Source organism: Sphingorhabdus sp. (assembly GCF_046292425.1).
Classification (GTDB): domain Bacteria; phylum Pseudomonadota; class Alphaproteobacteria; order Sphingomonadales; family Sphingomonadaceae; genus Sphingorhabdus_B.
The window spans coordinates 1-15214 of record NZ_JBKBQV010000063.1; the positions used below are offsets into that span (position 1 = coordinate 1).

Annotated in this window: 14 protein-coding genes; 8 read left to right on the forward strand and 6 right to left on the reverse strand. The window is 53.8% G+C overall.

The window, feature by feature from the left end; translation table 11 throughout:
• On the reverse strand, positions 1-350 hold a 350-nt coding region (locus ACK4S7_RS11525; protein WP_409646917.1), incomplete at its 3' end, for an MFS transporter.
• Between the two features lie 174 nt (positions 351-524).
• Between ACK4S7_RS11525 and ACK4S7_RS11530 the strand changes: the two genes are divergently transcribed.
• Positions 525-1262, forward strand: coding sequence for a class I SAM-dependent methyltransferase (locus ACK4S7_RS11530; protein ID WP_409646920.1), 738 nt, complete (start codon positions 525-527; stop codon positions 1260-1262).
• Here ACK4S7_RS11530 and ACK4S7_RS11535 read toward each other — a convergent pair.
• A complete protein-coding gene (locus ACK4S7_RS11535; protein WP_409646923.1) occupies positions 1259-2602 on the reverse strand; it encodes a dicarboxylate/amino acid:cation symporter in 1344 nt (447 codons plus the stop codon). The genes ACK4S7_RS11530 and ACK4S7_RS11535 overlap by 4 nt on opposite strands.
• 188 nt (positions 2603-2790) lie before the next feature.
• Between ACK4S7_RS11535 and ACK4S7_RS11540 the strand changes: the two genes are divergently transcribed.
• Positions 2791-7440: an NAD-glutamate dehydrogenase gene (locus ACK4S7_RS11540; protein WP_409646926.1), complete on the forward strand. Its 4650-nt coding sequence runs from the start codon at positions 2791-2793 to the stop codon at positions 7438-7440.
• 4 nt (positions 7441-7444) lie between these two features.
• On the opposite strand, the gene ACK4S7_RS11545 is transcribed toward ACK4S7_RS11540, so the two are convergent.
• Together ACK4S7_RS11545 and ACK4S7_RS11550 are read right to left on the reverse strand one after the other, a co-directional pair.
• Positions 7445-7570, reverse strand: coding sequence for a hypothetical protein (locus ACK4S7_RS11545; RefSeq protein WP_409646929.1), 126 nt, complete (start codon positions 7568-7570; stop codon positions 7445-7447).
• A gap of 116 nt (positions 7571-7686) precedes the next feature.
• Positions 7687-8280 (reverse strand): HD domain-containing protein, encoded by a 594-nt coding sequence (locus tag ACK4S7_RS11550; protein ID WP_409646932.1) that lies wholly within the window; start codon positions 8278-8280, stop codon positions 7687-7689.
• 89 nt (positions 8281-8369) lie between these two features.
• Between ACK4S7_RS11550 and ACK4S7_RS11555 the strand changes: the two genes are divergently transcribed.
• From ACK4S7_RS11555 to yghX, 3 genes are read left to right on the forward strand one after another with little or no spacing between them, the layout of a single operon-like run.
• Positions 8370-9506, forward strand: a complete 1137-nt coding sequence (locus ACK4S7_RS11555; protein WP_409646935.1) for a sensor histidine kinase — start codon at positions 8370-8372, stop codon at positions 9504-9506.
• Positions 9503-10303 carry a LytR/AlgR family response regulator transcription factor gene (locus ACK4S7_RS11560; RefSeq protein WP_409646938.1) on the forward strand — a complete coding sequence of 267 codons (801 nt, stop codon included), beginning with the start codon at positions 9503-9505 and terminating at the stop codon, positions 10301-10303. Before ACK4S7_RS11555 ends, ACK4S7_RS11560 begins: the two co-directional genes overlap by 4 nt.
• An 11-nt stretch (positions 10304-10314) precedes the next feature.
• Positions 10315-11220, forward strand: a complete 906-nt coding sequence (gene yghX, locus ACK4S7_RS11565) for a YghX family hydrolase (protein WP_409646941.1) — start codon at positions 10315-10317, stop codon at positions 11218-11220.
• On the opposite strand, the gene tadA is transcribed toward yghX, so the two are convergent.
• Entirely contained in the window at positions 11217-11672 is a 456-nt protein-coding gene (gene tadA, locus ACK4S7_RS11570) for a tRNA adenosine(34) deaminase TadA (protein WP_409646944.1), read from the reverse strand. The genes yghX and tadA overlap by 4 nt on opposite strands.
• Before the next feature lie 131 nt (positions 11673-11803).
• Between tadA and rpmB the strand changes: the two genes are divergently transcribed.
• On the forward strand, positions 11804-12094 hold the full coding sequence (rpmB, locus tag ACK4S7_RS11575) for a 50S ribosomal protein L28 (RefSeq protein ID WP_409646946.1): 291 nt from the start codon (positions 11804-11806) through the stop codon (positions 12092-12094).
• 88 nt (positions 12095-12182) lie between these two features.
• Here the strand turns inward: rpmB and ACK4S7_RS11580 are convergent, their stop codons facing one another.
• Positions 12183-13148 (reverse strand): esterase-like activity of phytase family protein, encoded by a 966-nt coding sequence (locus ACK4S7_RS11580; RefSeq protein WP_409646949.1) that lies wholly within the window; start codon positions 13146-13148, stop codon positions 12183-12185.
• A gap of 163 nt (positions 13149-13311) precedes the next feature.
• Between ACK4S7_RS11580 and ACK4S7_RS11585 the strand changes: the two genes are divergently transcribed.
• Both ACK4S7_RS11585 and ACK4S7_RS11590 read left to right on the forward strand, forming a co-directional pair.
• Positions 13312-13689: a glycine zipper 2TM domain-containing protein gene (locus ACK4S7_RS11585; protein ID WP_409646952.1), complete on the forward strand. Its 378-nt coding sequence runs from the start codon at positions 13312-13314 to the stop codon at positions 13687-13689.
• Positions 13690-13858: 169 nt separating this feature from the next.
• A partial coding sequence (locus ACK4S7_RS11590; RefSeq protein ID WP_409646955.1) for a proline dehydrogenase family protein occupies positions 13859-15214 on the forward strand: 1356 nt, incomplete at its 3' end.

Here is a 15214-nt window from a genome sequence, read left to right on the forward strand (position 1 = left end):
CTGGCCAACGCCAACTGCGCGAAATTTTGGGCTAAGCCGCACAAGGCAGTCATTGCAGACCAGACCGCGAGTGAAATGGATATAAGACCTACGCGGTTTGTTGCGCTATTGTCCGCGTAACGCGCAATGGGGATACCGAGCAGCGTGTAAAAGAGCGCGAACGCAAGACCAGTCAGCAAGCCGATCTGGGTGTCCGAAAGACCAAGATCGCGACTGATTGGTTCGGCCAATATGTTGACAATTTGCCGGTCGAGGAAATTAAACACATAAACAATCATCAATATCCAAAGCAGTAGTTTGGGATTTGTAATTGTTGGTTTTGCAGGCGTTACCGTCTGGCGTTCTTCCATGAATGTCTCCTCTTCCTAACGCGCGTTATGGAATAAATTTCGACATTGTCAAAGCATTGAAGCTGTTATGAAACGGACTTTGTAACGGGGTGTAACGCGCCATCAGTGCGGATTATCAGACAAGCCGAAAAGTCTTTTATTGACTGCTGATGGCTACGCGTCTTTGGGGGCAATATGACCACACGCGAAACAACGGCTTTACTGCCGCTCAGTGATTTGGACCTCAGCCTGTCATTGGGAGATCGTTTCATGGTCATGGCCTATGGCGCGATCCAGTGGCCATTGTTATTGCGCAGCCTTCATGGCGGGCGCAAGAAAGATAAGGCTGATCTGCTTGCCTATCTGGGGTTGCCGCTTGATTCGTTGCCCAATCTTGGCAGTTGGAAATCGGACACGCGTTTTCTGTGGCATATTGTTTCAACGATTGAAGAATTGCGCCCGGCGCAGGTTGTCGAGCTGGGTTGCGGGGCATCCACCTTCGTGGCCGCGCGCGCGTTGCAGATATTTGGCGGCGGCTCGATTGTGAGCTTTGACCAACACGCAGAATTTGCGAAAGCGACGCAAGGCTGGATCCGCGAGAACAACATGGCGGCAGATGTTCGCCATGCTCCACTGGGCACGCCTCCCGTTGGTTGGCCCGGTCACTGGTACCAGCTATCTGACGTGCCCACCGAAATAGATTTGCTCATTGTCGATGGGCCGCCCTGGGCTATCCACCCGTATGTCCGTGGCTCCGCTTCAAGTCTTTTTCCACTCATTCGTCCTGGCGGACGCGTCCTGCTCGACGATGCAGCTCGCCCGGGAGAGCGGATGGTTGCGCGGCGATGGCGCAAAGAACATCTTAATATGCAATTCACGCTGGATAGCCAGGGGGCGAAAGGCACATTGATCGGACACAAGCACCCCGCCTAGATTTTTTTGGTCCGTTCGTCAGTCACCATATCCGCGGCAAGGTCCAGTCCGGCCTTCCCTCCTGCGATAGTATGGGCAGGGGCGTGGGGTGGTTCGATATATTCCGGCTCCTCGACCTCAAGCATGCCTTCCCATTTGGTAATAACCGAAGTGGCGACAGCATTACCTACGACGTTCGTCGCAGTCCTGCCCATGTCAAGGAACTGGTCAATTGCCAAGATGAGCGCGACCCCCTCCACCGGCAGATCGAACATTGCCAAGGTACCTGTGATAACTACAAGCGACGCGCGGGGTACGGCGGCAACACCCTTGGATGAAATCATCAGCGTAAGCAGGATCAGGATCTGCGTGCCGATAGACAGTTCAATGCCATAAGCCTGTGCAATGAATATAGTGGCAAAGCTCATATACATCATCGAACCATCAAGGTTGAAGCTGTATCCCAAAGGCAGCATGAAGCCCGAAATTCGGCGCGGGACGCCAAAGCGGTCAAGCTGTTCGAACAGTTTGGGCAGTGCAGCCTCGCTTGAAGCCGTCGAAAACGCGATTAGCATGGGTTCACGGATGTAGCGGATGAGCGTCCATATACGCCGCCCCAGAAAGATGCCGCCCAGTGAAAGCAAGATGACCCACAACAAGGCGAGTGACAGATAGAATTCCGTGACAAGCTCCAAATAGGTCGCAAGAATCGCGAGGCCGCTTTTTGACACAACGGCCGCCAATGCGCCAAACACTGCAACGGGGGCATAGCGCATGACATAATGGGTGATTTGAAGCATCATTTCCGCAAGCGATTCAGCGCCCCGAACCAATGGTGCGCCCTTCTCACCCAAAGCCGAAAGCGCAATGCCCGCAAACAAAGCGAACACCAAAATCTGCAGGATGTTATTGGCTGCCATCGCTTCAAAGGCATTTTTGGGAAAAATCGACAGGATGAATTCCCAAAAGTCGAGCTTTTTGACTTCACCCACCGTCGCTGCGGCGTTTGCAATTGTATCGACTGGTGCACCGATACCGGGCTGGAACAGGTTCACCATCAACAGGCCAAGTCCAATGGACATGAAGCTTGCAATGATAAACCACGTAATCGCGCGAAAGCCTATTCGCCCAAGCGCCGTGCTGTCGCCCATATGCGCAATACCGACAACGATGGTCGACAAAATTAATGGTGCAACTAAAAGTTTGATAAGATTAAGAAATATATCTGAAAGAAGCTTGAATGTCTTGGTAAGATATTCAAATTGCGTGCTGTCTTGCGGGAAACTGACATGGACCGCGTATCCAGCCGCTACGCCCAAAATCATTCCTGTCAAAATCCACAATGTAAGACGTTTATCCACGCAACTCTCCAAAGCCTGTATGTTCGGCGCGACGCTACACAGGAGCAATAAAAATGCTAGCAACAAGTTACGGACGTGACTTGTTTAAGCTTGAGAACGGCGTCATAAGCCTTGTAATAAAATTACAACGCATTTTGTCGTTGAACAGGGCTAACAACCATATGCTCGCGGGCTCAGGAGATAATTTCATGGCGGCCGCCAAAATTGTTAAAACTACCGGAAAAATCGACAAGACCCTCTTAAAAGCTATGATGTCTGCTTTTGCCGAGACTGCCTTGCCCGGAGAAAACGAAGGTTTTGATACCAAAGCGGCGGAGGATGCGGCGCGTTTTACCATAGAGGCCGGCCTTCACCGCGAGGCTGGCACCGCAGCCATCGCGCTTGATAGCTTCACCGATTCCCGCGGTCGCTTGATGATGCGCATTGCACTGAACAATGATGATATGCCCTTTTTGGTGGATTCAGTTTCATCGGCCGTGGCTGCTCATGGGATATCAGTGAAGCGCGTCATTCACCCTGTTTTGAGCGTCGTGCGCGATGAAGCGGCCAGTCTAATATCAGTCAGCCGGAAACGGCTCGACGGGCAGCCACGGGAATCTTTTATTTATTTGGAGACGGAGCGCGTCGATGCAAAGGAACGGCGGCAGCTAGAGATCTACCTGAGGGCCGTTCTGGCAGATGTTAGAGGCGCGGTGAACGATTGGCGTGACATGCTGGCCGCTTTGTCCGCTGATGCTGATAGTTTGCCAGATAGCGAAGGAACCGCCCTAATTCGCTGGTTCCTCGACAATAAGATGACCATTTTGGCGCACGAGCGAATTGGTGCTGACGGCGCGCGTTCAAATCGTCTCGGATTGTCGCGTGTCAGTGATGCGCCCGTGCTTTCGGAAGACAGTGTCAGCCTAGCCATAAACTGGTTCGAAGGTGGCGGCGTGGCACCTTTGGTGCTGAAATCAAACCGCGTGTCGACCGTCCACCGCAATGTGCAATTAGACCTGATCGTCATTCCGGTGAAAACAGATGATTGTATAACGGGCCTGGCGGTGACGGCTGGGCTTTGGACCAGTGCAGCGCTCGCTACTGCCCCGGAAGAGATACCAGTGCTTAGAACCCATCTGGCATCGCTGATGGGCCGCTTCGGTTTTGACCCTTCGGGTCATGCTGGTAAAGCGATGGCGCATGCATTGACTGCATTGCCGCACGATCTTTTAGTTGCGCTGAAGCTTGAAGATCTTGAACGGGTGACGTTGACCGCCATGTCGCTTACCGATCGGCCGCGTCCGAAGTTGATTGCGTTGCGCTCGCCGCTTGGTCGCCATCTTTACATTTTTGTCTGGTTGCCGCGCGATGACGTGTCCACCGGCATTCGCAAACAGATTCAGGCAATGCTCGCCTCTGCAACCGGCGGGTCGCTACTCAGCTGGAGCATCGGTCTGGAAGATGGCGGCGTAGCTTTGTTGCGCTACACCCTTGATCTACCTGACCGTGCCCAAAAGGTTGACGAAGCTGCGCTTGATGCAAAGCTCGAATTGATGGTGCGCGGGTGGGAGCCAGCCGTCGAAGCGGCTTTGGCACGTTTGACTGACGAAAAGCGCGCGGCCGCGATGCTGGTTCGCTATGGAGCCGGCTTTCCAGCCAACTACCGTACGACCTACTCTACCGAAGAAGCTGCACGTGACATGGTCGGGTTGCTGGCGATGGAGCGTGACCACAGCAGGATAACGAGGCTTTGTGTCGAAGCGGACAAGCTTCGACTGAAAATTTACAGCGGTGGCGGGGCATTGCCGCTCAGCGATGTAGTGCCGGCGCTCGAGAATTTCGGCTTTGATGTTCTGGAAGAAACTCCAACAGCGTTGGGCAGTGGCGATTACATTCATGACTTCCGTCTCGCTCTGCGTGGTGGCGACATGGCCACTGTTATTGAAAGCCCGCAAGTTCTGGAAGGCGCGCTCAGTCAGGTTCTGGACGGCACTTTTGAAAATGACGTTTTCAACCAGCTGGTTACCATCGGCGGACTTGATCCCCAATCTGTGATCTGGTTGCGCGCATGGTATCGCTATCTGCGTCAGACGGGGGTGACGTACGGCATGCCAACCGTGGTTTCTGCATTGGCGAAAAATGCCAATGTCACAAGGTCCATCATCGCGTTGTTTGATGCCTTGCATAATCCGGCAAATGATGGAAGTCGGGAAAAGGACGCAGCAAAATATGTGAAGTCGATCAATGCCGATCTGTCGGCGGTGTCGGCTATTGATGAGGACCGCATACTGCGCCGATTCTTGGCGGTCGTCCTTGCAACGGTCCGCACCAATGCGTTCGCTGCTGCCGCGAAGGAAGCCTTGGCATTCAAACTGGATTGCGCAAAAGTCCCCGGTCTGCCCGCTCCGCTGCCTTGGCGTGAGGTTTTTGTCTATTCCCCCCGCGTTGAAGGCATCCATTTGCGGGCGGGACCTGTTGCGCGCGGTGGCTTGCGTTGGTCTGACCGGCGTGATGACTTCCGGACCGAGGTCCTTGGCCTCATGAAGGCCCAGCGGGTCAAGAACGCGGTAATTGTTCCCACCGGTGCCAAAGGTGGGTTCTATCCAAAGCGGTTGCCAGATATGCGTGTGGACCGCGATGCTTGGTTCGCAGAAGGCACTGAGGCTTACAAAATATTCATTCGGACACTGCTGTCTATCACCGATAACATCGTTAACGACCGGATCATTCATCCCGATGATGTCGTTATCCACGACGGCGATGACCCATATTTTGTCGTTGCGGCAGACAAAGGCACAGCAACATTTTCAGATACGGCAAACGCAATCGCGCTTGAACGCAATTTCTGGCTTGGCGACGCCTTCGCCAGTGGTGGTTCCGTTGGTTATGACCACAAGGCGATGGGCATAACGGCAAAGGGCGGTTGGTTGTCGGTACGGCGCCACTTTGCCGAAATGGGCATTGATGTCCAAAAAGAGCCTGTAACAGTTGCTGGCGTTGGCGACATGTCAGGTGACGTTTTTGGCAACGGAATGTTGCTCTCCAAAACCCTGAAGGTCGTCGCGGCATTTGACCATCGGCACATCTTTTTAGACCCTGACCCCGATCCGGCGGCAAGCTGGAAAGAGCGTCAGCGGCTGTTCAATCTGCCGCGGTCGAGCTGGCTCGATTATGATGCGAAGCTGATTTCCAAAGGCGGCGGCGTGTACGCCCGCACCGAAAAGCTCATTAAGACTACCGCCGAAGTCCGAAGCTTGCTTGGCATTGAAGAAAAAGAAATTGAACCATCAGCATTGATGACGGCAATATTGAAAGCGCCAGTGCAGCTGTTGTGGTTCGGTGGAATTGGAACGTACATAAAGGACCGAAGCGAGAGCCATCTTGACGTCGGCGACCCCGGCAATGATGCCATTCGCGTGAACGGGCCAGACGTGCAGGCGCAAGTTATTGGCGAAGGCGCCAATCTTGGCGTGACTCAGGCCGGGCGTATTGGTTATGCATTGCGCGGTGGCCGGATAAACACCGATTTCATCGACAACAGCGCTGGTGTCGATTGTTCCGACAATGAAGTGAACATCAAAATCGCGCTGAACGCCCAGATACGGGCTGGCAAGTTGAAGGAGTCGGTTCGCAACGTTTTGCTTGCCGATATGACCGACGCGGTTGCCCACCTCGTGTTGGAAGACAACCGATTACAGACTTTGGCCTTGTCCATCGCCGAAACCGGTGGGGCAGGTGATTTGCCCGCTTATGTCCGGCTTATTGAAATCTTTGAAGCTACAGGCCGTCTGGATCGTGTGGTTGAAGGACTCGCACCTAATGAAGAGCTGTTCCGTCGCGCCAATGAGGGGCGTGGACTGACCCGGCCCGAACTTGCCATATTACTGTCGACGGCAAAGCTCGCTGCGCAGGACGGTATTGAAGAAGCGCCCTTGGCGCAGGACGAATCCATGGATGCCGAGCTTTTGGCAGCGTTCCCGGCCTTGATGGTCAAATCGCACAAGCCAGCGATTTTAACGCACCGTTTGCGCAAGGAAATTATTGCCACTAAATTGGCCAACCGGATGATCAATCGTCTCGGCATGTTACATCCGTTTGAACTAGCAGAAGAAGAAGGATGTAGCCTTGGCGATGTGGCTGCGGCCTTTGCCATTGCCGAGCGTATTTACGACCTGCCATCGCTATGGAATGCCATCGATACCACAGCAATGCCTGAATCCACGCGACTGATGCTGTTTAACCAGGCCGCTGTCGAAACGCGCGCACAGATGGCTGACATTATTCGGAATGCCCATGAGGGTCGCGACGTCAGCGGAGCCACCGCCATTTACGCGCCTGTAGTACAAAAGCTGTCTGCGGCATTGGAGGGATTGCTGCCCAATGACGTCCGGCTCCACACCGAACGCTTTGGTGCAAGGTTGACGGAAAATGGTGCTCCCCGCAAAATTGCCGACCGATTGGTGCAGATGGCTCAGTTGGACGGCGCAATCGGTTTGGCCGCGCTGTCCTCGTCGCAAAAGGGCGATGTCACGGCGCTTACGCGTGCTTTTACTGCCATAGGTGATGCGCTTGGCATCAGTTGGGCTCAGGGAACGGCTATGCAGATGGATCCTCAGGATCCGTGGGAACGACTTCTGGTGGCCGGGCTGGCACGGGATTTCCAGACCATGCGCCTCGATTTCCTGCGTCGCCGGGGAGCGAAAAGGCCGCTTGACGATACGCAAAGCTGGCTGGAGGCCAATGCCGTACGGGTACGCGCTTTTAAGGCGATGGTTGACCGTGCACGTATGACTGGTTTGCCAACTCCAGCTATGTTGGCACAGGTCGCTGGGCAGGCGCGGGTGTTGCTGGGGCGCTGAAACCTTAGCTTTTTGCGCCTAAGCCTGTGGGACTACCCTTTGTTGACGGGTTCGATGCGTTTTGCTTTTTCGGCTTTTCGGCCTTTGGCTTGCGGACTTCGCGGCTCGATTTCTTTTGGCTTTTAGCCATGATATTTTCCTTTGGGGAGCGTAGGTAAGGGAAAGGGGGCAGGTTGAACCCCATTTGTGTTCCCTGAACATAAGCATGAAGCACCCCTGTTATAAGGGTGCGTTGATTTATGGTCGCTAGGCGACAGCCTCAGCATCGCGTTTGTAGATGCTGTTTAGCGGGCTGCGAAAAAGCTTCATCACCATTGGTTCGAAAAATTCGAGCGGTAACGTGTCATATTCCGGGTCAAATGACGGACAGTCATATTTGTCGATGAATTCTTCAGCGTCTGCAAACCATTCATGCCCGCGGAATTTCTCTCTCATGTCACGGTCAAGCCCTAGGTGATGGAAGAAATTACGTCCTTGGAAAATGCCGTGATTCTGCACAATCCAGTGAAGCTTGTCGGAAACGAACGGCTTCAATATGGCAGCAGCTATATCTGGATGGTTTGCCGCGCCAAGCGTATCACCAATGTCGTGAAGCAAAGCCATCACAACATAATCCTCATCCCGGCCATCGCGATGAGCCCGCGTTGCTGTTTGCAAAGAATGCGTTAGCCGGTCGACCGCAAATCCGCCAAAGTCCCCGTCGAGCAATTTGAGATGGTCCAAAATCCGACGTCCGCCATTTTGCGAAAACGGGATGTTATGCCGCATGATGATCTGCCAGTCCTCTTGGGTACTTTGCGACATATCGTGAAAATTTGCGCGGTCGTCTGGGTTATCCATTAGGCAATCCTCTCAGGGCCGATGTTTATCATTGTTCGCAGATGAAACAAGGGCTTCAAGCACAGCCGAAATGCGGCTAGACCGCATTAATGGCGGTATTAGAGTTAACGGACAAACCCTTCTTTGCGGACAAAAACCGTGCGTTTTGGAACTTGCATTCAGCGGGTTGGGCGGGTGCAGTCATACTGCGCGCAGCGTCCGGCATCGCGCAGGGGCAGCCTGTAAGCTTCTTGGTGCCCATTCTGATTTCCGCGGTGACCGGCTATTCGATTACGTTGCTGCTCTCTGTCATCTACCGGTTTCTGATCGGGCAGCGGCCATTTATCACGTGGAGCTTGACCTTTGTTTCCGTTTCGCTGGCAACGATTGGCTATGCGTATATCGACGTTTGGGTGCTTCAGACGATTCGTGATGGCGTGGATGAAACACCATTCGCGCAATTGTGGTTGGCGGCAATTTACATCAACTCGGTTCTTTTGGCGGCTTGGTCAGCACTTTATTATGCGATCAATTATTTTGTGCGCGCCGAGGAGCAGGCCGACCAGATGATGCGGCTTGAGGCGCAGGCCACCAGTGCGCAGCTTACCATGCTGCGTTACCAGCTAAACCCGCACTTTCTGTTCAACACGCTCAACAGTATTTCGACGCTGGTTCTGTTGAAGCAGACCGAGCAAGCCAATGCTATGCTCTCAAGATTGTCGTCCTTTTTGCGGTTTACCCTCATCAACGAGGCGGCTGCCAAGGTGCCGCTTACGCAGGAAATTGAGACGCTAAAGCTTTATCTCGACATTGAGAAAATGCGTTTTGAGGAGCGTTTGCGCACCTATTTTACAATCGACCCGGCAGTTGAGAATGCTTTAGTGCCATCATTGCTACTGCAGCCTCTGGTTGAAAATGCTATCAAATACGCAGTGACTCCCAAAGAGGAGGGTGCCGATATTTCAGTATGCGCTCAACTCGTCGGCCAAAGGGTTCGGATCACCGTGTCCGATACTGGCCCAGGCTTGCAGCCAGGACAACAAGACCACAGCCTGTCAACGGGAGTTGGCATGGCAAATACCCGCGAGCGCTTGTCTCAGGCCTATGGGGAAAATCAACGCTTTGAACATTATGTGAAAGCCGGCGGCGGATTTGAGGTTTTGTTGGAACTACCGTATCAAAGCAGGATTATAGCAGGGGAAGACAATCAGGCGGGGGCTAAGCAGCAAGGAATATTATCCGCATGAGCATTCGTACAATATTGGTCGACGATGAAAAGCTGGCCATTCAGGGACTTGAGTTACGGCTTCAGTCCTTTGATGATATCGAAATCGTCGCGACCTGCCACAATGGTCGGGAGGCCATCAGGAAAATTAAGACGCTGAAACCGGATCTTGTGTTCCTCGATATCCAGATGCCGGGTTTCGACGGTTTTTCGGTTGTTCAAGGTGTAATGGATATAGACCCGCCATTATTTGTATTTGTCACGGCCTATTCCGAACACGCTATTAAAGCTTTTGAAGCGCAGGCAATTGATTACCTTATGAAGCCTGTAGAGCCCGAGCGACTGGCCGATACAATGGACAGGGTCCGCAGCAGGCTTGCTGACAAGCGCACTTCTGATGAGTTGGAGCGCTTACGCAATGTGATCAATGAGGTCGCGCCAAATGCGGCTGATAATCTAGGATCGATGGACGATGACATGGCGTCGACACGCTTTGAAAAGTTGATCAACGTAAAAGATCGTGGTCAGATTTTCCGCGTTGATGTTGAAAGCATTGAGCGCATTGATGCAGCGGGCGATTATATGTGTATTTATACTGCCGACAATTCGCTCATTTTGCGAGAGACCATGAAGGATCTCGAAAAGCGCCTCGACCCTCGCACGTTCCAGCGGGTCCACCGTTCGACCATTGTCAACCTCGACCAGGTGCGTCAGGTTAAACCGCACACAAATGGCGAATGCTTTCTTGTGCTCGAATCCGGCGCGCAAGTGAAAGTCAGCCGGTCATATCGCGACGTCGTCGCCCGTTTTGTACATTGAGGAGCGCAGGGATGGGGCCAGCCAACAGGTCGACACGCATGAAGGCCAGTGATTTTCATCCCTATATCCTTGAAATATTTGACGGTTATGTGCACGGTAAAATGACCAAGCGCGAGTTTATCCGCGAGGCGGGCAAGTTTGCGGCCGCTGGGGTAACCGGGTTAATGATCCTCAACCAGTTAAAGCCTGATTATGCGCTCGCACAGCAAGTGCAGGCCGAGGATCCGGCGATCATTACATCACGCGTTGCAGTGCCTAGCCCCGACGGCCATGGAAGTATCAGCGGCTTGCTGGCACGACCCGCCAAAACAAAAGGCAAGCTGCCGGCGGTACTTGTTATCCACGAAAATCGTGGCTTGAATCCGTATATCGAAGATGTTGTGCGGCGTCTGGCGAAAGCGGGATATATGGCGCTTGGTCCCGATGGGCTGTCATCGGTTGGCGGCTATCCTGGCAATGATGAGACGGGCCGGGAATTACAGGCAAAGCTGAATCCGGGTAAATTGCTGGAGGACTTCTTTTCCAGTTTTGAATATTTGCGCGACCATCCCCAAAGCACTGGCACGGTCGGAGCAGTAGGTTTTTGTTATGGCGGCGGTGTGTGCAATGCGCTGGCAGTGGCTTATCCCGAGATGGGGGCCTCCGTGCCTTATTATGGCCGCCAGCCAAAAGCCGAAGAGGTCCCCGCAATCAAGGCACCTTTGCTTGTCCATTATGCTGAAGTAGACGAACGCATTAACGCAGGATGGTTGCCATATCAGGCAGCCCTGATTGCAAACCAAAAGCGATTTCAGGTGCATTTCTACCCCGGCACGCAGCATGGCTTCCACAATGACAGCACACCGCGTTTTGATAAGGCAGCTGCGGACTTGTCTTGGGCTCGTACACTTGCATTTTTCGATGAGAATCTGCGTTAACGGCGGTCTGCAAAAAATTTCTTGAGCAAAGCGGAGGATTCGTCCGCGGCAATGCCTGAATAAATTTCCGGGCGGTGGTGCAATGTGGACTGTTCAAATATTCGCGGACCATGTGCCACCGCGCCGCCCTTGGGGTCCTCCGCCCCATAATAGAGGCGAGCGATGCGCGCGTGGGCAATTGCACCTGCACACATCGCGCACGGCTCTAGTGTAACCCACAGGTCACATCCGGTCAGACGATCATTGCCCAGTTTCGCTGCCGCCTCTCGAATAGCGATGATTTCGGCATGGGCCGTTGGGTCGTGGCTATCGACAGGCCGGTTCGCCCCGCGTCCGATAATGACCCCATCCTTCACGACGATGGCACCAACGGGCACTTCACTTCGCGCTGCCGCTGCGCGCGCCAGATCGAGCGCTTCGTTCATCATTTCACGGGCTTTTGTCAGCGGCATGAAATTTTGCTAGCGCAGTATGCTGCTTTTGACCACACATCAGCTTGACCTTTTCGGTGTGGACGGTTAGGGGCAGCGACTTTCGCGGGTCAGTGATTCCGCATACACTCATTTTATACAGGACACATATCATGGCGCGCATCTGCGAACTCACCGGTAAGGGCCGTCTGGTCGGCAACAATGTGAGCCACGCCAACAACAAGACCAAGCGTACATTCTTGCCAAACCTGCAGAATGTCACTTTGTTGTCGGACGCTCTCGAGCAAGGCTACAAGTTCCGCGTATCGACCCATGGTTTGCGTTCGGTTGAGCATGTTGGCGGCCTCGACAACTGGTTGCTGAAGACTTCCGACGAGAAGCTTTCCACCAACGCGCGCAAGGTGAAAAAAGAAATCACCAAGAAGCAGAAAGCTGCTGCGTAAATTTTAAGGCTGCTGAGGCAGCCTTTGGCTAAAGCTATTCAAAGCCAGGGGCAGTTATTGCCGCTGGCTTTTTGCTGTCTGGTTCGCGCTATAAACGAAATTTCATCAGGATTGTCCGTTGAAATATGCTGAAATTATTGTCTGAGATCAGCCAAAGAAAAGTGTCTTCTGCTTCGCGGGTGACCGCTATGCCCTCCAGATTGTCAACAAGTAGTGGGCGAGCAAGCGACGCAATGACGGTTGCCGATATAGTTGCGTCGCGGCCGACGCTAACGGAATTCATCAGGGATATTTTGGCCGAAAACCCCTGCGGAAATCCCACCGCACGATTGACCATAGCGATTCGGCCGTCGGGCAATTGTACGCAATCGGTAACGCGATAACCGGGCGGCGGCCTGAACCTGAAAGGCATGATGTTGCTCGCTGGTTCAACCGGGTCTCCAGAAAACAAAAGGGCAGGGTGCGTCTCATTGTCTACGCTTTCCCCAATGATAATGAACCGGCCATCTTTAAGGCGGATGATGCATTCGGCCCCTTTGTTCCGGGTCCACCCCCGCATTTCCTTCGGACGGACAATGCCAGTCTCGCGCTCAAAGGACGCTGAATAACGGCGAATCGCATGGTTGGCTTCAAAGCTGACCCAATATTGCTTACTATCAGGATCAAACGTGATGCCCTCGCTGTCGCGATCTCTATAACTGATGTTTGGACCTGCCAGATTGGGCAGCGGCGCGATGGAAGACCAGTCCTTCCGGCGCCCATGGGGTAATGCAAAGTTGACAAATGTGCCGGCGTCGCCAATCGCGACAAAGCGGCCATCGGCTAGTGCCACGAGCCCGGAAATGCCACCAAAATTTTCATGTCGGCTGCGCAACTCCCACGCGGCCATGAATTCTAATGCCCCAACCTGTCGTCGGGCACGATTATCCGGATCGAGGACAAGCGGCCGCATATCGATTTCTTGGCTATCGCTGGGATAGATAATCCGGAAGCCGCCTACTGACAGCGTTGCCAGCCCGAGGACAAGCGCGAGACGGGCTATCTTTGCGGACATAACACTCCTGCGCGTTCATCTTTTTGCCTCGAAAGATGAATGAGGGATAACAATCACATTCAGCTTCGGCTCAATCGCCGACGTTCATAAGGCAATTATCGGCAAAGCAAATTGCCTTTCTACCCAAGACGGGCCGAGCCTGATTAACAATGGAGTATCGAAAATGACTAATTTAAAGAAAAGCATCGGTGCGCTGGTTCTTGCAGCGACGGCCGTTACCGGATTTTCAGCAACGCCCGCTTTGGCTCGAGATCGGTATAATGACGGTTACTATAGCCGCGATGGCTACCAGGACCGTTATGATCGCCGGGAATATCGCCGTGGCGACCGTTATTATCGCGACAATAATTATCGCAACAACGCGCGTTGCGACAAGGGCACTGGGGGCACGATAATTGGTGCGGTTGCAGGCGGTCTGCTTGGCAATGAAGTCGCCCGTCGCGGCAACAAGACCGAAGGCAGCATCATCGGTGCAGCAGTAGGTGCCTTGGCCGGTCGTGCGATCGATAAGTCGGACAGCAACTGCCGTCGTTATCGCTAAGATATTGAATATTTCGTCCGGCGGCGCCCCTGAACCTTTTTTTCGGCGCCGGGTGGAATAAAAATTCAGGTTTAGGCCTGAAGCGCTAAGGTCAGTCTTCGTTTGAAGGCTGGCCTTTTCGTTACAACTGAAACTTGTCTGCTGGTGGTTTATCCGGCAAAGCGCGGGCATGACTTTACCGCTCGAATCCGCCCGATCATCCATTCGGCCATTTCACCGCAAATCCGAACCTGAGGTCCTCGCGCCTTTGGTGGTCGCCGCAACGGTAGATGACGAAGTGCGCGGCAATATTGTTCGAAGTGCCCGCAAATTGCTTGATGATTTACGTAAGGCACAGGCCGATGGGTGGGTGAACTCATTTCTTCAGCAATACCGCCTTGGAACAGAGGAAGGCACGGCTTTGTTGTCCTTGGCCGAGGCATTTCTGCGTGTACCGGACCCGCAAACCGCGGACCTGTTGATCGCTGATAAGCTTACCGAAGCGGATTGGAGTGACCATAAGGGCCAATCGTCAAGCTTGCTGGTGAATAGCGCGACGTGGGGCTTGGTCTTGGGTAAAGCCGTATTGGGCGACAATACAAGTACATTAAAACGCCTTATCGCGCGGGCAGGCGAACCCTTTGTTCGTCAGGCTGTAGGCGCAGCCATGCGGCTAATGGGGCAAGTGTTTGTCATGGGCCGCGACATTGACGAAGCCATGAAACGCATGGAATCCAAAGACAATCGAGGATTTACCGCCAGTTTCGACATGCTCGGAGAGGCCGCGCGTACCAAGGCTGATGCCGAACGCTACTTCCAGTCTTACGTCGCTGCCGTCGCTGCAGTTGGCCGGAATGCCGCGCGGGGCCATAGTGTTTCCGTAAAACTTTCGGCACTTCATCCCCGCTATGAAACAGCGCAAAGCGCACATTGTGTGCCTGAACTTTCCGATATGGTGCGCGAACTGGCACGGTCTGCGTCTTCCTTGGGCGTTCAGCTCACTATCGATGCCGAGGAAGCTGCGCGCCTGGAAATGAGTTTGGATATTATCGAGAATGTCGCTCGGGATCCCGCTCTGCGGGGCTGGGACGGCCTCGGCATGGCTGTGCAGGCCTACTCAAAACGGGCTCGCCCGGTGCTCGCATGGGCCGACGCCTTGGGCCAGGACACTTCACGTATAATGCAGGTCCGCCTCGTCAAGGGCGCCTATTGGGACAGCGAAATCAAGCACGCGCAGGAACGCGGCCTGACTGATTTTCCGTTGTTTACGCGTAAGGCGGCGACCGACGTGTCCTATCTTGCTTGCGCAAAAGCCATGTTTGCCGCGCGCAATATTCGTCCTGCATTTGCGACACACAACGCATTGACCGTGGCGACGATTCTACAATGGGCTGGCGAAGAGCGCGACTTCGAGTTCCAGCGCCTTCACGGCATGGGCGAGGGATTGTTTGAACGCCTGGTGCGCGAGGATGGCTATCACTGCCGGACCTATGCGCCTGTTGGGGGACATCGTGACCTGCTGGCCTATCTCGTCCGCCGCCTGTTG